This is a genomic window from Helicobacter sp. NHP22-001 (assembly GCF_030270165.1).
Classification (GTDB): domain Bacteria; phylum Campylobacterota; class Campylobacteria; order Campylobacterales; family Helicobacteraceae; genus Helicobacter; species Helicobacter gastrofelis.
Window position 1 is genome coordinate 431803 of the sequence record NZ_BSWS01000001.1, and the last position, 16507, is coordinate 448309.

Annotated in this window: 16 protein-coding genes and 2 tRNA genes; 9 read left to right on the top strand and 9 right to left on the bottom strand. The window is 46.9% G+C overall.

Annotated elements, in window-relative coordinates; translation table 11 throughout:
• Positions 1-4 precede the first annotated feature (4 nt).
• On the bottom strand, positions 5-1051 hold the full coding sequence (locus QSJ47_RS02285) for a tetratricopeptide repeat protein (protein ID WP_221272103.1): 1047 nt from the start codon (positions 1049-1051) through the stop codon (positions 5-7).
• A gap of 12 nt (positions 1052-1063) precedes the next feature.
• Positions 1064-2104 (bottom strand): SurA N-terminal domain-containing protein, encoded by a 1041-nt coding sequence (locus tag QSJ47_RS02290; RefSeq protein WP_260321622.1) that lies wholly within the window; start codon positions 2102-2104, stop codon positions 1064-1066.
• Positions 2105-2297: 193 nt separating this feature from the next.
• Here QSJ47_RS02290 and QSJ47_RS02295 point away from each other — a divergent pair, with 193 nt between their 5' ends.
• Positions 2298-4958, top strand: a complete 2661-nt coding sequence (locus QSJ47_RS02295) for an ATP-dependent Clp protease ATP-binding subunit (RefSeq protein ID WP_285602287.1) — start codon at positions 2298-2300, stop codon at positions 4956-4958.
• 45 nt (positions 4959-5003) lie between these two features.
• Positions 5004-5174 (top strand): hypothetical protein, encoded by a 171-nt coding sequence (locus QSJ47_RS02300; protein ID WP_285602288.1) that lies wholly within the window; start codon positions 5004-5006, stop codon positions 5172-5174.
• Between the two features lie 389 nt (positions 5175-5563).
• On the opposite strand, the gene rpe is transcribed toward QSJ47_RS02300, so the two are convergent.
• The 3 genes from rpe to QSJ47_RS02315 all read right to left on the bottom strand — a co-directional run bounded on the left by rpe (position 5564) and on the right by QSJ47_RS02315 (position 7392).
• Positions 5564-6196, bottom strand: coding sequence for a ribulose-phosphate 3-epimerase (rpe, locus tag QSJ47_RS02305; RefSeq protein WP_285602289.1), 633 nt, complete (start codon positions 6194-6196; stop codon positions 5564-5566).
• Between the two features lie 21 nt (positions 6197-6217).
• A tRNA-Ile gene (locus QSJ47_RS02310) sits at positions 6218-6294 on the bottom strand.
• Complete coding sequence (locus QSJ47_RS02315; RefSeq protein WP_285602362.1) at positions 6256-7392, bottom strand: FtsW/RodA/SpoVE family cell cycle protein; 1137 nt, start codon at positions 7390-7392, stop codon at positions 6256-6258. The genes QSJ47_RS02310 and QSJ47_RS02315 overlap by 39 nt, the downstream gene beginning before the upstream one ends.
• 52 nt (positions 7393-7444) lie before the next feature.
• Here QSJ47_RS02315 and QSJ47_RS02320 point away from each other — a divergent pair, with 52 nt between their 5' ends.
• Entirely contained in the window at positions 7445-8227 is a 783-nt protein-coding gene (locus QSJ47_RS02320) for a sulfite exporter TauE/SafE family protein (RefSeq protein ID WP_285602290.1), read from the top strand.
• Here QSJ47_RS02320 and rnhB read toward each other — a convergent pair.
• Positions 8205-8780 carry a ribonuclease HII gene (rnhB, locus tag QSJ47_RS02325; protein WP_285602291.1) on the bottom strand — a complete coding sequence of 192 codons (576 nt, stop codon included), beginning with the start codon at positions 8778-8780 and terminating at the stop codon, positions 8205-8207. The genes QSJ47_RS02320 and rnhB overlap by 23 nt on opposite strands.
• A gap of 54 nt (positions 8781-8834) precedes the next feature.
• Here rnhB and QSJ47_RS02330 point away from each other — a divergent pair, with 54 nt between their 5' ends.
• Genes QSJ47_RS02330 through QSJ47_RS02340 form a run of 3 tightly spaced genes read left to right on the top strand, consistent with a single transcriptional unit; the run spans position 8835 to position 11263 of the window.
• Positions 8835-9557 (top strand): UPF0323 family lipoprotein, encoded by a 723-nt coding sequence (locus tag QSJ47_RS02330; RefSeq protein WP_221272108.1) that lies wholly within the window; start codon positions 8835-8837, stop codon positions 9555-9557.
• Positions 9558-9566: 9 nt separating this feature from the next.
• Positions 9567-10739 (top strand): glutathionylspermidine synthase family protein, encoded by a 1173-nt coding sequence (locus QSJ47_RS02335; protein ID WP_221272109.1) that lies wholly within the window; start codon positions 9567-9569, stop codon positions 10737-10739.
• Positions 10739-11263: a PepSY domain-containing protein gene (locus QSJ47_RS02340; protein ID WP_285602292.1), complete on the top strand. Its 525-nt coding sequence runs from the start codon at positions 10739-10741 to the stop codon at positions 11261-11263. The genes QSJ47_RS02335 and QSJ47_RS02340 overlap by 1 nt, the downstream gene beginning before the upstream one ends.
• Here QSJ47_RS02340 and corA read toward each other — a convergent pair.
• Genes corA through gap form a run of 3 tightly spaced genes read right to left on the bottom strand, consistent with a single transcriptional unit; the run spans position 11260 to position 14464 of the window.
• Entirely contained in the window at positions 11260-12213 is a 954-nt protein-coding gene (gene corA / locus QSJ47_RS02345) for a magnesium/cobalt transporter CorA (protein ID WP_221272111.1), read from the bottom strand. The two genes, QSJ47_RS02340 and corA, sit on opposite strands and share 4 nt — an antisense overlap.
• 39 nt (positions 12214-12252) lie before the next feature.
• Positions 12253-13473 carry a phosphoglycerate kinase gene (locus QSJ47_RS02350; RefSeq protein WP_285602293.1) on the bottom strand — a complete coding sequence of 407 codons (1221 nt, stop codon included), beginning with the start codon at positions 13471-13473 and terminating at the stop codon, positions 12253-12255.
• A complete protein-coding gene (gene gap / locus QSJ47_RS02355) occupies positions 13457-14464 on the bottom strand; it encodes a type I glyceraldehyde-3-phosphate dehydrogenase (protein ID WP_285602294.1) in 1008 nt (335 codons plus the stop codon). Before gap ends, QSJ47_RS02350 begins: the two co-directional genes overlap by 17 nt.
• 182 nt (positions 14465-14646) lie before the next feature.
• Between gap and QSJ47_RS02360 the strand changes: the two genes are divergently transcribed.
• The 3 genes from QSJ47_RS02360 to QSJ47_RS02370 all read left to right on the top strand — a co-directional run bounded on the left by QSJ47_RS02360 (position 14647) and on the right by QSJ47_RS02370 (position 16506).
• The gene (locus QSJ47_RS02360) at positions 14647-14967 is read left to right on the top strand and encodes an HU family DNA-binding protein (protein ID WP_285602295.1); all 321 of its coding nucleotides are present in this window, start codon (positions 14647-14649) and stop codon (positions 14965-14967) included.
• A 68-nt stretch (positions 14968-15035) separates the two neighbouring features.
• A tRNA-Arg gene (locus tag QSJ47_RS02365) sits at positions 15036-15112 on the top strand.
• A 26-nt stretch (positions 15113-15138) separates the two neighbouring features.
• Positions 15139-16506, top strand: a complete 1368-nt coding sequence (locus QSJ47_RS02370; RefSeq protein WP_285602296.1) for a TolC family protein — start codon at positions 15139-15141, stop codon at positions 16504-16506.
• The last annotated feature ends 1 nt before the right edge of the window (position 16507 follow it).

Genomic DNA, 16507 nt, shown 5'->3' on the forward strand with positions numbered 1-16507 from the left:
CCTCCTAGTTTAAATTGTCGCTGTAGTCGCTAAGGTGCTTGTCTAAATTTAGGACCACCTCTTTAGGTCCGATTTTTGCGCACACCAAACAGCGGTAACTCTCAAAGGGCGACACACTCTTGCACGCCATGCACTGGTAGCTAAAATCTAAATCCAAATGGTAATCGGCGTGCAAGGTGCGAAACACCTCTAGCTCTAAGGTTTCACACCGCCCCCTAGCATAACCCTTGGCGATAAAGACCTCCAACACGCTGGGGTGCAACTTGGCTAAATAGGGGGCGATTTCGCCTTCTTTGATGTCCCAAAGCAAATCCACCAACGCCCTGCCCTCTGTCGCCTCTGCGATTTCTTGCAAAAAAAGGGCTTTGTGGTGGGTTTTTAAATGCTTTAGCGCACTTTTATAAAGTTTATTCTGCTCTTTGCCCAGCTTTAAAATCGCCTCACTTTGATCTTTCAAGCCCAAATCCTCTTGCATGAGGATTTGCATTTGCAAGTAGTGGTAATTGTCTAACAATCCACTCTCGCCCAATGCGTCCAAACACTCCAAAGTTTCTAGGGCTTTTTGCGGTTCGCACAAGGTTTCATAGACTTGCACCATGGAGTGCAAGGCGTGGGTGTTGCGTGGGTCTATGCGTAGCACCTCGGTTAAAATGTCGCGCGCCTTTTGTACATAGCCCAAATCGATGTACGCCTTGGCAAGGCTCCCCAACAAAGCGATGCGCTCGTCTTGGTATTTAGGCAATAAGGCTAGGTAAATTTTAATCGCTTGCTCGCTGCTGCCATGCTTGGCGTAGTGTTTAGCTAAAAAGAACCATGTCTTAAAGCCCAAGACCTCTAGGGGGCTTTCCTGCTCTTTTTGCAAGAGTTGTTGCACCTCAAAGGCTAACTCCACTTGGGCGTAAGAGTGGGACAGGACATTTAGGGCTTTTAAATTGCGTCTATGGGTGAGGGTAGAGCGCAAATAATCGATTAAAATCACCCCCCCGATGATAAACGCCAAAATAGCGACACTGAAGAGCGAATCCTTATAGATAAAGGCTAATTGCTCCACAGCCTATAAGCCCTAACGCAAAAATTTAATCTTGGCTTTGACGCGTAGTTTTTCATAGTATTCGGCGAGGATTTTATCTTGTTGTTCCTCAATCAACTTATTGGCGATGAACCCACGGGCTTGGCTGAAAGACACCTCCTCTTTACCGAGTTTTTTCTGGATATAAAAGGACACATAATCGCCCCCACCCGCATTGAGAATAGGCGTAAAGGTGTGTTCTTTGGTAGATAAAAACATTTGGGCGATTTGGGGGTTTAGGGATTTTAGGTTGATCTTTTCCTCGCCCTTAGACACCCCGGGCACTTCAATGTCCTTATTCTCTAGGGCTTGGGTCAGGGTCTTGGTGTCTTTAGCGGTGTAACGGGTGGTTAACACCTCGCTAGGCACGCTAAACTCTTCCCTGTGGGCGTTGTAATACTCACGCATTTTGGTTTCGCTATTCGTGTTGACATTGAAAAGTAGGATGTTGCGCAAAAGTTCCCTAGTTTCTAGCTGTTTTTTGAGCTGTTTCCTGTAGCGCATGGGGTCGATCCCCTCATTAGCTAGAGTACGCATAAAATCGTTCACACTCATACCATTATGTTTGGCAATATTTTCGATCTCAGCGTCAATTTTATCGTCCTCGATGTCGATTTTCAAGCGTTTGATCTCTTGGGCTTGAATGCGTTGGATAATTAGGGTATTGATTGCTTGCTGCCGACTGATATGGTTTTCTTTCTCTTGGGTTTCTATTTGGTAAAGTGTGATTGGATCGTTGTTCACTGTTACAGCGATCCCGCCCACGATGCCGTCTTTGCGCTCTTCGACTAAATCCTCAGGGGGGAGTTTTTTAAAAGGTTGGATAGATTTGGATCTTTCTTGTCGTTTTTGCTCTTCGGGGGTTTGGGGGGCAACTTGCGTGGCTTGACCGGGCTTTTTTAACGCCTTTTTGATCTGCTCATCTAGGCTCTTGGCATTGTGTTTAGCACCACCCACCCCCTTGCCCGTAACCGACTCCACATTCGAGCCAGAACCCGCAGCGTGTAGGCTTAAAAAAACAAGGCACAGACACATAAAAACCCGTTTTAAAGGTCTAAGGGTGTGTTTTCTGCGTGAAAGGGCCAAATTCTTCTCTTTATTTTTTTATGATAGGGGCAAGTATAATGCAGTGGGGCTAAGAGCAAGATTAAGGTTTAGGCGCAAAATTACCCAAGGGCGTTATAATAACCCCATTAAAATAAGAAAGCAAAATAAAGAAAGGACAAACATGCCTGCTAATGTTTTTGAGAAACTCACCAACCATTTAAAAGAGAGCCTAGATCAAGCCCTCTCCTTAGCCTTGCACGCCAAAAACCCCGAGATCGAGCCCATCCATTTATTTTGGGCACTGCTGACCAACACCCACTCTTTGTTGAGCCAAGCCCTTTTAAAAATGGGTGTAGAAAAGTCCCCCCTAGAGTTGGAAGCTAGAAGTTTGGTGGATAAATTGCCTAAAAGCTCCAATGTCAGCGCACAGGGCTTAGGGGTTAGTAAATCCTTGCTAGACGCCTTGCACGCTGGACTAGGGCTAGCCGTGCAAAAGGGGGATAGCTATGTAGCGATCGACACCTTCATAGAAGCCAATCAAGAGCTGTTTAGAAATTATTTTGGCAAGTTTGTCAATGTGAGCGAGCTCGTAAAGACCTTTGAGAGTTTGCGTAAAGGCGCGAAGATCGAACAGCCTAATGACGACGCGACTTTAGAAGCCCTTGAAACCTATGGGATTGACTTAACAGCCAAAGCCCTAGACAACGCCCTAGACCCCGTGATTGGGCGGGATGAAGAGATTTTGAGGATGATGCAAATTTTAATCCGCAAGAGCAAGAATAACCCCATTTTATTAGGCGAGCCGGGCGTGGGTAAAACCGCAGTGGTGGAGGGGCTAGCGCAAAGAATCGCTAAAAAGGAAGTCCCCCTATCCTTGCAACACAAGCGGGTGGTGGTTTTGGACATGGGCATGCTCATTGCCGGGGCGAAGTATCGGGGGGAGTTTGAAGAGCGCCTAAAAAAAGTGGTCGAAGAGGTCAAAAAGGCGGGCAATGTGATTTTATTCATTGATGAGATCCACACCATCGTGGGGGCGGGCGCAAGCGAGGGGAGCATGGACGCGGCAAATATCTTAAAGCCCGCCTTGGCTAGGGGCGAGTTACACACCATCGGGGCGACCACGCTTAAAGAATATCGAAAATACTTTGAAAAGGACAGTGCCCTGACCCGGCGTTTTCAGCCCATCCCCTTAAACGAGCCTAGCATTAATGAAACTCTGCAAATTTTAAGGGGGATCAAAGAAACCCTAGAGGCGCACCACAATGTCAGCATTACAGATAGTGCTTTAGTAGCAAGTGCCAAGCTCTCTAGCCGCTACATCCCCGATCGCTTTTTGCCCGACAAGGCGATCGACCTCATCGACGAGGCGGCGGCAGCGTTAAAAATGCAAATTGAATCCGAACCCTACGCCCTAGCCCACACCAAAAGACTGATCCAACAATTAGAAGTGGAAAAACAAGCCCTTTTAATGGAGGAGAGCAGCGCAAATGCCGAGCGTTTAAAGGTGGTTCAAAAAGAATTGCAAAACGCCCTAGAGGAAAAGCAACGCCTAGAGGTGCAATTTAGCAACGAGCAGAAAGTTTTTAAAGACATCGCTACCAGCAAGAACGCCATTGAGAATTTAAAACGCGAGTCGCTCCTAGCCAAACAGCAAGCCGACTTTAGAAAAGCCGCTGAGATCGACCACGACAAAATCCCCACTTTAGAAAAGGAAGTTGCAGCCCTAGAGCAAAAGCTCGCCCAAATGCAAGCCAATGGCAGCTTGTTAGAGTCGGCAGTTACTAAAGAGGGCATTGCGCGGGTGGTGAGCCAATGGACGCAAATCCCCGTGCAAAAAATGTTGCAAGAGGAAAAAGAAAAAATCTTACACATTGAAGACGAGTTAGCTAAAAGCGTGGTGGGGCAAAAGGATGCGATTAAAGCCATTGCACGGGCGATCAAGCGCAATAAAGCCGGGCTTAGCGACCCCAACAAACCTATAGGGAGTTTTTTATTTTTAGGCCCTACGGGGGTGGGTAAAACCCAGAGTGCTAAAACTTTGGCGAAATTCTTATTTGACAGCCAAAAAAATTTGATCCGCTTGGATATGAGCGAATACATGGAAAAACACGCCGCCAGCCGTTTAGTGGGCGCACCCCCCGGGTATGTGGGCTATGAAGAGGGGGGGCAGCTCACTGAGGCCGTTAGGCGTAGCCCCTATAGCGTGGTGCTCTTTGACGAGATTGAAAAGGCACACCCGGAGGTGTTTAACATGCTCTTGCAAATTTTAGATGAGGGGCGACTGACCGACAATAAGGGCGTGGTGGTGGATTTTAAAAACACAATCATCATTCTAACGAGCAACATCGCCAGCGACAAGATTTTAGAGCAACAGAGTGCGCACGCCAAAATAAAAGAGCAACAAGAAACACTAAGAGCCAATGGCATTGAAAGCGAGGACATTTTAGAGCTGGGCGAGGCTTACGATTTGCAAAAAATCGTGCATGAGGCTTTAAAGGCGTATTTTAAGCCCGAGTTTTTAAACCGCTTGGACGACATCGTGATCTTCAGCCCGTTAGAAATGGCAAGTATTGTTGAAATTGTGGATTTACTCTTTGCCCAAATTGCCGAGCGGCTCAAAGAGAAAGAGATCAGCATTAACCTAAGCCCCGAGGCAAAAGAATACATCGCTAAAAGCGGGTTTGACCCCATTTATGGGGCGCGTCCGCTCAAAAGAACATTGTATGAGGAAGTGGAGGACAAGTTGGCGGTGTTTCTTTTAGAGGCAGAGAGTTCCCATTTGGCAGGCAAAAGCCTTGAGTTTGTTATGAAAAACGGCTCAATTATGGTTGAGGAACATTAATGCATTCATTTTCTTTAGGCAAACAAGTGGGGGCGTTTTGGTCGTTTGCGATTGTTGGCCCTAAACGCCACCTTTGGGGTAGCTAGAGTGCAAGAACACGAGCGAGGCTTTGCGGTGTCCAATGAAGTGTGCAAACTTACCAAGCGCACACAAAAATCTTTGGGCAGGATTGAGAGCGACACGCAGGCACTGAGTCGGGCGATCAGCGCGGTGTGAGATGGGAATGCTGATCCCCAAAAATGCGTTTAAAAACTCCAGTTCATATTTAGGGTTTAAAATGCTCTTGCAGCTAAGACTCAAGGGGTGTGGCGTAGGTGCTGCTCGCTGATGTCCGTTAACTCGGTGATTTTTGGGGGACATACTCACAGTAAACTAGACTCGAAAAACTTTTAAGCACCGTGCCCGAAATGAGAGATTTTGGGAACAACCTTATTTGTTTCTAATGTATACACAAGGAACACCAGTGCTGAGTTCCAATGTGTGGTGTAGGCGATGGGAAAGCCACACGCCTTGAGGTATTCGTAAGAGAGCAAAGAGTCTTTAAAGGGCAAATCCAAGACTTCTAGGGCATGGCTTGTTTTAAGAACTATACAAGTCTTTCGGGCTCATGCCCTTTTCAATTCTTGCAACGCTAAAGTGGGGTTTTCGTGGTTAAAAAGGTAACTCCCCACAACCAATAAATTTGCTCCGCAAGAAGCAAGCAAGAGAGCGTTTTTAGCGTTGATGCCCCCATCCACTTCAATTTTGCCGCTGTAGGTGGGGAATTTTTGTTTAAAGTGGGTGATTTTATCCAGAACTAGGGGCAAGAACTTCTGTCCCCCAAATCCAGGATTCACGCTCATAAACAGCACCAAGTCCAAATCTGCAATAATATATTCCAGCCCATTTAAAGGCGTGGCAGGGTTCAAGCTCACCCCCGCTTTAAAGCCCAAATTTTTAATGTAGTGGATGATCTTATGTAGGTGGGGGGTGCTCTCTAGGTGGATGGTGATGTAGGCGGGCTTTAGCTCTTTAAACAGCTCAATGCCAAAGGTGGGGTTATCCACCATTAAGTGGATGTCTAGGGGGGTGTTTGTGTACTGACTCAAATTTTGCAAGACACAGGGGCCAAAGGTGAGGTTAGGCACAAAATGCCCGTCCATGACATCGACGTGTAAAAAGTCCGCACTGTCGACTTGCTTAAGGCTTTGCCTTAAGTCCATAAAATCCGCGCTTAAAATACTCGCTGCTATTTCCATAGGGGGATTATACTTAAAAAGTGGTGGATTCTGTAGGGCTCGAACCTACGACCAATCGGTTATGAGCCGAATGCTCTGACCAACTGAGCTAAGAATCCGTCTCTGCGAGAGGGGCGATTATAGCCAAAACCAAACTTAAAAGCAAGCAAATTTTCAAAGATCGCAAAGAGGGTGATGAAAGTTAAAAAGCTACTCCCACCATAGCTAAGAAGGGGTAAGGGCAAGCCCACGACGGGGGCTAAACCCAAAGTCATAGCGACATTTATGCTCGTGTAGACAAAGAGCAAAATCGCAATGCCCCCCGTGATGGTCTGCAAAAAGCGATCGTTGGGGTCGCTGTTAAAATACGAGAGGAAGTGTAAAATAAAACCCATGTAAAACGCCAAAAGAAAAAACGCCCCCAAAAAGCCAAAACGCTCCACGAAGTAGGCAAAGATGAAGTCGCTTGTGGCAATGGGCAAAAATTTTAGCTTGGCTTGCGTGGATTCTTCTTTAGACTTACCTAAAAGCCCACCCGAGCCTATGGCGATGATGGATTGGCGCACATGGTAGTTGGGCTTTTCGGCGATGAAGTCGTGGAGGCGTTTTTTTTGGTAATCGTGTAATGAGCTGTAAATGAGCGGGGAGGCGATCGCAAAAACCAAACCGATGGTGATCCAAATTTTAGGATGCACCCCGGCTAAAAACAGCACCCCAAAGCCCATAATCAACACGACCAAAGCCGTGCCTAAATCGGGTTGTTTTAAAATGAGTAGGGTGGGGATGATGATATACAAACTGAGCTTGCCAAAGGTCTTCCACCCATAGCCCCCGGGGGGAATGGGGTGGGTGCTGATTAGATGGGCTAAGAGCAATAAAATGGCGATTTTTACGGGCTCGCTGGGTTGTAAAGAAAGGGAAGTGCCCGGGAGGGTAAGCCAGCGTTTGGCACCCAGTTTGACCGAACCAAAGAAAGCCACAAGCACCAGCAAGAACACGCAAAACCAATAAAAGAAGTGGAAAAGGCGGTCAAACTGCCGAAACGGGATAAAAAAAATCACCCAAAAGACCACAAACCCCATGCTGAAGTAAAGGATTTGCTTGAGGCTTAAGGCGGTGTTGACTTCGTAAATCAAAAAGAAAGACAGCCCCATGAGGGGAACAATAAAAAAAAGCAATAAAAAATCAAAGTGTGTTAAAATCTTTCTGTTAACCATAGGCTCGCTTCTTTGTACTTGGTTATTTTAGCACAAACTTAAAGGCTTAGAGATGGACATTGTCATGCATGCGTTGTTTTTATTGCTTGGTGGCGTTACGGGGGTGATGGCGGGGTTTTTTGGCATCGGGGGGGGGATGGTGATTGTGCCTGCCATGCTTTTGTCTGGCTATGGCTACGACAGCGCAGTGGGCATTTCCATTTTGCAAATGGCTTGCTCGTCTGTGGTGGGGAGTGTGGCGAACTTCAAAAAGGGGTTGTTGGACCTGCATGTGGGCTTTTGGGTGGGGCTTGGCGGGCTTTTTGGGGCGGGCTTTAGTGGAGTGATTTTAACCCACATTCCGCATAAAATCCTGCTCGGGCTCTTTATTTTAATGACCTTTTACTCTCTCTTGCGCTTCTTTCTCAAGTCAAAAAAATCCAAAGAGGCGGACAAACGGGCTAGGGGCTTTGTCCTCAATCTCAAAAGCAAGTGCATTTTAGTGGCGATCGGAGCGTTGACGGGCATTTTCGCCATTTCCCTTGGCATTGGCGGGGGGGTGCTGATGGTCTCGCTCTTGTCCCACTACTTAGGGCTTAGCCCCAAGCAAAGCGTGCCTTTGAGTCTGTTTTTTGTGGTGTTTTCCTCTATTAGTGGGGTGGCTTCGCTTTACCAAAGCCACATTTTGGAGTGGCAATACTTGCAATGGGGGCTGTTAGTAGGGGTGGGCAGTGTGCTAGGCGTGCTTGTGGGTGTGAAGTTAGTCACCAGAGTGAGCGCGCAACTACACCGCTACTTGCTCATCAGCGCCTACGCTCTGTCCTTGGTTATTTCTACTTACAAGCTTTTAGCTTAAAGCTGCGGCGGTGGATTGGGGTGTAGCCGTGCTTAGCTAAAGCCACAGCGTGGGCGCGCGTGCCATACCCGCAATTTTTAGCAAAGCCGTACGCGGGGTAGAGTTTGTCAAGTTCTAGCATTTCTCTATCCTTATGCGCCTTAGCTAGGATAGAAGCCATGGCAATTTGGGGGATTTTATCATCGCCTTTTACCACCGCTTGAAAGTGTTTTAAGTGGTGGAAGTGGAGTTTAAAAAGCGTGTTGCCATCAATGCAAACATTTAAAATCTCAGATAGGCTTAAAATAATCTTTTTAATGGCTTCTTGCATGCATAAACTGAGACCCTTAGCGTCTATCTCTTGTGCGCTCTTAGACACCACAAGATTTTGTATCTCTGCGTGCGCCTGGATTTTATCCGCCCACTCAAAGCGTTTTTCTCTACTGAGTTGCTTGCTCTCTTTTAAGCCCTGTTTGCAAAAATCGCTGGCGAGATTATCGGGGCAAGCAACCCCCACCACAAATAACGCCCCTGCCAAACACCCCCGCCCCGCTTCATCAATGCCTAGCAACATGGAAAACCCCTTTAAACATGCTATCATAGCACTTTATGACAAGTAAGGATGGCTATGCAAAAACCTTTTAGAAAGATTTCAGACTATGCGATTGTGGGGGGGCTTAGTGCGCTCGTGGTTGTAACCCTCGTCGGGTGCAAGGGGGGGGACAACAACCAAGAGCAAAAGCCCCAGAGCAACAACAGCGGCACGCCCATTAAAAAAGGCGCGTTTGTGATTTTGCAAGAGCAGGCGGACAAGAGTTATAAAGTCGCTGAGGAATATCCCAGCGATAAAACTAGGGTCGTGGTGCGCGACTTACAAGGCAAAGAGCGCATGTTAAGCGATGAGGAGATCCAAAAGCTCATCAAAGACGAGGAAGTGAAAATTGACAAGGGCACAAGCCAACTCACTAAACCCCCCGCTGAGGGTGGTGGCTCTGGGCTTGGCATCGGGGCGGCGATTTTAGGCAGTGCCGCCGGGGCGATTTTGGGTAGTTATATTGGCAACAAGCTTTTCAACAACCCCAACTACAACCAAAACGCCCAACGAAACTACACTTCCCCCCAAGCCTACCAACGTAGCCAAAACAGCTTTAGATCACCCCCCCCTGCTAGCCCCACACACAGCGGATTTTTTAGTCCCCAAAACCAAAGCACCGGCACAACCCACAGCACAAGCCCCAGTTCTAGTCAAACCAGACCCATAGCCACACACACAACTCCCGCTCCCACACAAACCACCACGCACGGGCAAAGCGGATTTTTTGGCTCACATAGAAGCTCTCACATCTCTTAAAGGACACCCATGCAAGTTAAAACTTTAAACCCCCTAAGCAAACAAGCCCTAGAGGAAATCGGGCTAGAGTGGCACACAGACCCGGACAACACGGATTACATCAGCACGGATTTAATCACCATCAACCAAGCACAGGCAGACGCTTACTACGGGGCGTGCAATGAGCTTTATGACATGTGCGTGGAAACGGCACAAATGGTGATCGATCAAGAACGCTTCTTTGAGCTGGATATTCCTAATAGCATTGTGCCTATGATTAAGCAAAGCTGGGAAAATGACATCCATTGGCACATTTACGGGCGTTTTGATTTAGCCGGCGGGCTTGAAGGGCAGCCCATTAAACTTTTGGAGTTTAACGCCGACACGCCCACCATGCTTTATGAGAGTGCCTTAGTGCAGTGGGCGTTACTCAAGCACAACGGCTTTAACGCCGAGTTGCAATTTAACAACATCTTTGAGGCTTTGGGGGAGAATTTTAAACGCCTAGTCACCTTGCAAGAAGACACTAGTGCGTTTAGCCAAGAGTATGAGGGCTGGAAGATTTTATTCTCCTGCGTGCAAGGGAGCAGTGAGGAGGAGCGCACCACGAGGTTTTTACAAGAGTGCGCTAAGAGTGCGGGCTTTAACACACAATTTGGCTACATTGATAAAGTGGAGTTTAACGCCGAAACGGGGGTGTTTTATGAGGGCGTGAATTACGAGTTTCTCTTTAAACTCATCCCCTGGGAGAACATCGCCATAGATGAGCCCGAGCTAGCACTGCTCATGCAAGGCATGATGGAGAATGAAAACACGATTTTTTTAAATCCTGCCTACACCTTGATTTTCCAAAGCAAGCGGTTTTTAAAATTGCTTTGGGAGCGTTACCCTAATCACCCCCTGCTTTTAGAAACAAGCTACGAGCCTTTACGCAATAAAAAGCAAGTGCGCAAAGTCGCCTTTGGCAGAGAGGGGGCGAACACACAGATCTTAAACCCCGATCTGAGCGTGGTTTACGAAACTAAGGGCATTTATGGCAACCACAAACCCATTTACCAAGAATTTGCCCCTTTAAATAAAGTCGGCGAGTTTTACTACCAACCCAATGTCTTTTATGCCTACGAGGCGTGCGGGCTGGGCTTTAGAAAGGGTGGGCTGGTGATGGATAATTTTTCTAAATTTGTGAGCCACATCATCCAATAGTGCGTCTTCAGGGCGTTTATAAATTCCACGCACTTACGAGTGTGTTTTTCTTGCCCTTTGCCTTGCTGTTTGTTCTAAGCGGAGTGGCGTTTTTACTTGGCGTGAATGCCAATAGCGGGGCAAAGATCAAAAAATGGCATGTAGAGAAGGGGACTAAGGGGGATTTAGAGTTTTTACTTAAGTTTTTAAAGGCACAAAAGATCGCCTTGCCTAGCAAGTTGGAGCCTAGGACACATAAGGAAGACCTAATCATCGGCACACCCGCCTATGAAATTGCGTTTAACCCCAAAAAGGGCGAAGTGGTCAGCATTAAACGCTCACTTTTGGGAGTTTTAATGCAGGTGCATAAGGGGCATGCAGGGGTGGCTTTAAAAGCCTTTGGCGTGATCTTTGGGGTGTTCTTGTGTTTCTTTTATGTGAGTGGACTACTCATGGGCTTTAAGCGCAAAAACACAGCTTCGATTTTAAGCGCATTTTTGCTAGGGGTAATTGTCCTAGGCGTGCTTTTAGCCCTAGCCCTTTAGAGCCAGCCCTTCTTTTTAAAATACAAGATAGGCAAGATCGTAGAAACGATCATGGCAAGCACCGCCATAGGGTAGCCAAACTCCCAACGCAGTTCTGGCATCACTTCAAAGTTCATGCCATAAATGGTGCCGATCAAGGTGGGAGGCATCATCGCCATAGTCGCTACGGTAAAAAGCTTGATGATCTTGTTTTGCTCCACATTGACCTGGGAGGTGAAAAGGTTTTGGATGTTGTCTAGGGCGTTGAGGTTTGCGGTGCTAAACTCCACTAAAGAATTAAAGTCCTTGATGATGATGTTAAAATCTTTTTTGGTTTCATTGTCCACTTTATTGCTTTTTAATAGTGCCGTGATGATCCGCCGTTTGTCAAATAGAGAGTCTCTAAGCTCCATATTAAACTCTTGCAAGAAAGAGAGAGAGATGAGGGTTTCTTCATGCGAAGAAGCTTCTAAATCAAAGACAATTTGTTTTCTTAAGGCACTAGTTTCGCGGTTGACTTCTTCTAAACAATCTGCCCCCTTTTCAAAGTAAAGCTCTAAAATCTTTGCCAAAATGTCAAAGCCGTCATAGAACTTCTTAGGGCTAGCCAGCACCCGCCCCTGCACTTCTTTAAAAATAGGAAAATCCCCATAGTAGAGGGTGAAAAGGATATTATTGGCGATGAAGTAGGTTACGGCTTCTGTGTGGAAGGCTAGGGGGGTGTCTTTGTAGATAAAATAGGTGTTGATCGTGATGGAAGTGCTGTTCTCCCAATATTTCACCACCGCGCTTTTTTCGGGGTCTTCATAGAGGTTTAAATCGTAGTTTTGGGCGATACAATAGAGCTCGGCAAAAGTGGGGTTGATGAGCTCAAACCATAAGATATTTCTCTCTTCAAAAGGAAAGTCTTCAAAATCCTTAAAAGAAAAAACCTCAACTAATTCAGCATTTTTTGTAAAGACATTGATCATGCCCACTCCTATAACCCGATGGGCATGGTGCGCTATCTCTCATGGGCGGCGATCCAAGACTTCAAAGGCGACTAAAATTTTGCCCTCAAGAAGCTCCAAACTCGCTCCCCCGCCCGTAGAAATGAAGCTCACACTATCTTTATAGCCTGCCCTAGTTAAGACATCGATCGTATCCCCCCCGCCAATGAGTGAAAAGGCATAGGTGTTTGAAATGCTGTGCGCAATTTGGCTAGAGCCACGGCTAAATAGGGGCACTTCATACACCCCAAGCGGCCCATTCCAAATGATCGTTTGGCTGCTTTGGATCACCAACGAAAAGAGCTTAGAAGTGGCCGGACCAATATCCACCGCCATGTAATTTAGGGGGATGTCTTGGGCGGGGGTGGTTTGCACTTGATCGGTGTGCTCTAAATGCGGGCTGCTCACCACATCCACGGGCAAGTAGACATGCACGCCCTTTTGTTTGGCTTTGTTAAGAATGTCTAAAGCATCTTGGATCAAATCCTCTTCCACTAAGGATGCTTGCATGTTATAGCCTAATGCCTTTAAAAAGGTGTTGCTCATCGCTCCGCCGATGATCACTTTATCCACCCGATCTAAAATGTTGCTAAGTAAAGTGAGTTTTGAGCTCACCTTAGCCCCCCCCACCACCAAGAGCACAGGGCGCAAGGGGTTAGCCAAAGCCTTAGCAAAAGAGTTGATCTCTTTTTTGAGTAAAAAGCCGGCGACTTTCACGGGGACAAAGGCGGCGATCCCATAGGTGCTAGCATGCTTTCTGTGGCTCGTGCCAAACGCATCGTTGACATACACATCGCACAAGTCGGCGAGGCACTTGGCAAACTCGGGGTTGTTCTCCTTTTCGCCCTTGTAAAAACGCAAATTCTCCACTAAAATAATGGGGTTTTCTTGGCTCTCTTGCAAACTTTTAGCCATTTGCGGGGAGCTGGCAAAGAGCACTTCTTTATTGAGCAGTCTTTCAAGCCTTTTTAACAAATGCCTAAAAGAATACTTCTCTTCTCTTTGCCCTTCAATTTGCGGTTTAGGCCGCCCTAAATGCCCCACCAAGACCACGGACTTCGCCCCATTGTCGATACAATAATTGATCGTGGGGATGCTCTCACGCATACGGGTGTCTTCAGTGATATTAAAATCCTTGTCAAGGGGGACATTAAAATCCACCCGTATTAAAACCCGCTTATCTTTTACGCTGACATCTTGTATCCCCACGACCTCTTGCATGCGCTTAATCCCTGCTAGCATGTTCATCCTTTTGGCAAATATAAACCGCCATATCCACCAAGCGGTGGCTATAACCCATTTCGTTGTCATACCACGCTAAAACTTTGGCGTGGTGTTGCTCTAAAACCAAGCTTTGATCCTCAATGTAAATAGCGCTAAAGGGCGATCCAATAAAATCACTAGACACCCGTTTTTCTTTGTCTATGCCTAAAATCCCTTTAAGCTCTTGTCGACTGGCTTGCTTGAAACACGCATGCAAGGCTTCTAGGCTTAAGGGCTCTTTAGTGTCAAAGCTTAAATCCACCAAGCTCACATCGGGGGTGGGCACTCTTAAAGCTAGCCCACTTACTTTACCTGCCAAATGGGGCAAGACTAGGGCAATGGCTTTATTCACCCCCGTGCTGGTGGGGATGATATTCAAAGCAGCCGCCCTAGCCCGGCGTAAGTCCTTGTGTTTAGAGTCTAAGAGATTTTGATCGTTGGTGTAGCTGTGGATGGTGGTCATCAGTGCGTGTTGCACGCCAAAGTTTTCATCGAGCACCTTTAAAAGCGAGGCTAGGGCGTTTGTGGTGCAAGAGGCGTTGGAAATGACGGGTTCGCCCTTGTAGCTGGTGTGGTTGACCCCATAGACAAAAGTCGGGGTGTTTTTGGCTGGAGCCGAGATCACCACCTTTTGCACGCTCCCTTTAAGGTGCGCCTTGGCTAAAGCGGCTTCGTTAAACTTGCCCGTGCACTCTAAAACTACTTGTGCGGGGCTTAAATCTAATTTAGCAGGGTCGCGCTCACTAAGGACTTTAACTTTTTGGCTATGCCCGATGCGTAAGTGCTCTTGGTCTAAAATCTCAATGGCTAGATCGTGCTTATGCAGCGAATCGTGGCGCAAGAGATGCGCTAGGGTTTCGACCCCATAAGTGGCGTTGATCGCCACCAATTCTAAATCTTCTCTTGCCCCCACAATGCGGCACGCACACAGACCAATCCGCCCGACTCCATTTACAGCGACACGCAACATAAACCCCTTAGTTTCACAATAAGCTTTTATCATACAAATAGCTAGCTTGAATCGCTCTTAAGGGGGGCGCAAAATTGGGAGGTTTAAAGAGCACAAACGCAAAATAGGGCGCAGATTGCAATTTTTGTAGTATAATGGCGACTTATGCGCCACATTTGGAGCAAAATTTGGAAAGGGTGTCTATGAAAAAAGCGGAGTTTTTGGAGTTGATGAAGGAAGAGGGGGGCTTTGAGAGCCGTAAAGACGCGGAGTTTGCCCTAGATGGCTTTGTCAAAGCCGTGCAACAAGCCCTAGCCAAACACGAAAGTGTGGAGCTCGTGGGCTTTGGCAAATTTGAAGTGGCGTTGCAAAAAGGCAAGAGCGGTAAGGTGCCCGGCAGCGATAAAACCTACGCTACAGCGGATAAAATGGTGCCTAAGTTTAAACCCGGCAAGGTTTTAAAAGACATGGTGGTGAAAGAAAAAGCCAAAGGCAAAGCCGCCAAATCTAGCAAGAAGAAGTAGCTTAAGTTCTTTTTTTTCTTTGAGTTGTGTTGCACAACTCAGACTTCCCGGGTTTTAGTTTTTTCAGTGTCCTTGTAGCTCAGTTGGATAGAGCGCATGATTCCTAATCGTGAGGCCGTGGGTTCAAATCCCGCCAAGGACACCACGCTTTTTTAAGCTTTGGAGTTCAATATGTTTTTATCAAAAAGGAAACGACTTTTTTTTGGTTTATCAATTTTTTTTAGTTTAGGTCTACAGGCTTTAGAGTTACAAGAATACGCCCCTGCCCCTGCTGATGATGATTTCAGCTTAAATTTAAAGAGGCTAGAGCGGCTAGAAGACAAGGGCGATACCACGCAAGGGCACGCCCTCGGGTTAGCCGATTTGATTAGAAACGCCGACAATAACTACTCTTTGCAAGCCGCCCGTCTGCAGGTGGCGCAGGCGTTAAAAAACCACAGTATCGCCAAGGCAAAGTTCTTGCCCTCCATGACAAGCACTTACACCTTCAACCGCAGGGATAGGGACACACCCTTTTACCCCAACTACAACATGCAAATGCTCAACACAAATTTAAAGCTCAATGTTTTCAACGGTTTTAGCGACATCAACAATGTGCGTGAAAAGGCGGCGAGTTACCGCTCCAACAGTGCAAACATGGAATACACCAAGCAAAACATTTATCTACAAGTGGTGCAACAGTATTACCAATACTTCAACAACATGGCGCAATTAGTCGCCCTGAAAAAGAAACTCGCTGAGTTGCAATCGAACATCAAGCGCATCAGCGAGCTTTACAGCGAGGGGCTCACGACCATTGATGACCTAGAGAGTGCCAAAGCACAAGGGGCGCTTAGTGAAAACGACATCACAGACATGCAATTTTCCATTGAGCAAAACCGCTTGACTTTAGAGTATTTGACCAACTCTAAAATCCCTTCTTTGAAGCGCACGACCATCCTACCCCCCACGCTTTCTTTAAAAGAGCGGGCGGATATTCGGTCTTTAAGGGAGCAAATCACCGCCATCCATTACCAAAACAAAGAGCTCAATTACTACCCCACGGTAGACATCAACGATGACTGGCAATACTACATCCAAAAACCTGCCTATGCGATGGGTAAAGACAACCGCTTTGGCAACCTCTATCCAGACCAACAAAACACTGTGGGTGTGGTCGTGACTTTAAACATCTTAAGCGACATAGGCATTAATTTACAAAAGCAGTATTTGCGCCTAAACCAACTCTCCCAAGAGAAAAGCTTGATGTATAAAAGGATGGAACAAGCCAAAGATGAGCAGCTTTACCGCAAATCTTTAGATATGGCGCGGGCAAAAATTAGAAGCTCGGAGGCAAGCCTCAAATCGGCGACCATCTCTTATGAGAGCATTAAGAAAAAATACGCCGCTAACCTCGTGGACTTCACCACCTATTTACGGGCACTACGCACCCGCTTTGACGCTGAAGTGGTCTACAACCAATCGCTTAACAACTACGAAATGCAAAAGGCCAACTACATTTTTTACAGCGGACACCATATCCAAGACTATGTGCGCTAAA

What these genes read in the sequence shown, in the direction of transcription:
- corA (WP_221272111.1), bottom strand. Translation starts at nt 12,213, where the DNA reads ATGATCAATGTCTTTACAAAAAATGCTGAATTAGTTGAGGTTTTTTCT.
- QSJ47_RS02335 (WP_221272109.1), top strand. Translation starts at nt 9,567, where the DNA reads ATGCAAGTTAAAACTTTAAACCCCCTAAGCAAACAAGCCCTAGAGGAA.
- QSJ47_RS02315 (WP_285602362.1), bottom strand. Translation starts at nt 7,392, where the DNA reads ATGGTTAACAGAAAGATTTTAACACACTTTGATTTTTTATTGCTTTTT.
- QSJ47_RS02350 (WP_285602293.1), bottom strand. Translation starts at nt 13,473, where the DNA reads ATGCTAGCAGGGATTAAGCGCATGCAAGAGGTCGTGGGGATACAAGAT.
- QSJ47_RS02295 (WP_285602287.1), top strand. Translation starts at nt 2,298, where the DNA reads ATGCCTGCTAATGTTTTTGAGAAACTCACCAACCATTTAAAAGAGAGC.
- QSJ47_RS02330 (WP_221272108.1), top strand. Translation starts at nt 8,835, where the DNA reads ATGCAAAAACCTTTTAGAAAGATTTCAGACTATGCGATTGTGGGGGGG.
- rpe (WP_285602289.1), bottom strand. Translation starts at nt 6,196, where the DNA reads ATGGAAATAGCAGCGAGTATTTTAAGCGCGGATTTTATGGACTTAAGG.
- QSJ47_RS02320 (WP_285602290.1), top strand. Translation starts at nt 7,445, where the DNA reads ATGGACATTGTCATGCATGCGTTGTTTTTATTGCTTGGTGGCGTTACG.
- QSJ47_RS02290 (WP_260321622.1), bottom strand. Translation starts at nt 2,104, where the DNA reads ATGTGTCTGTGCCTTGTTTTTTTAAGCCTACACGCTGCGGGTTCTGGC.
- rnhB (WP_285602291.1), bottom strand. Translation starts at nt 8,780, where the DNA reads ATGTTGCTAGGCATTGATGAAGCGGGGCGGGGGTGTTTGGCAGGGGCG.
- QSJ47_RS02360 (WP_285602295.1), top strand. Translation starts at nt 14,647, where the DNA reads ATGAAAAAAGCGGAGTTTTTGGAGTTGATGAAGGAAGAGGGGGGCTTT.
- QSJ47_RS02370 (WP_285602296.1), top strand. Translation starts at nt 15,139, where the DNA reads ATGTTTTTATCAAAAAGGAAACGACTTTTTTTTGGTTTATCAATTTTT.
- gap (WP_285602294.1), bottom strand. Translation starts at nt 14,464, where the DNA reads ATGTTGCGTGTCGCTGTAAATGGAGTCGGGCGGATTGGTCTGTGTGCG.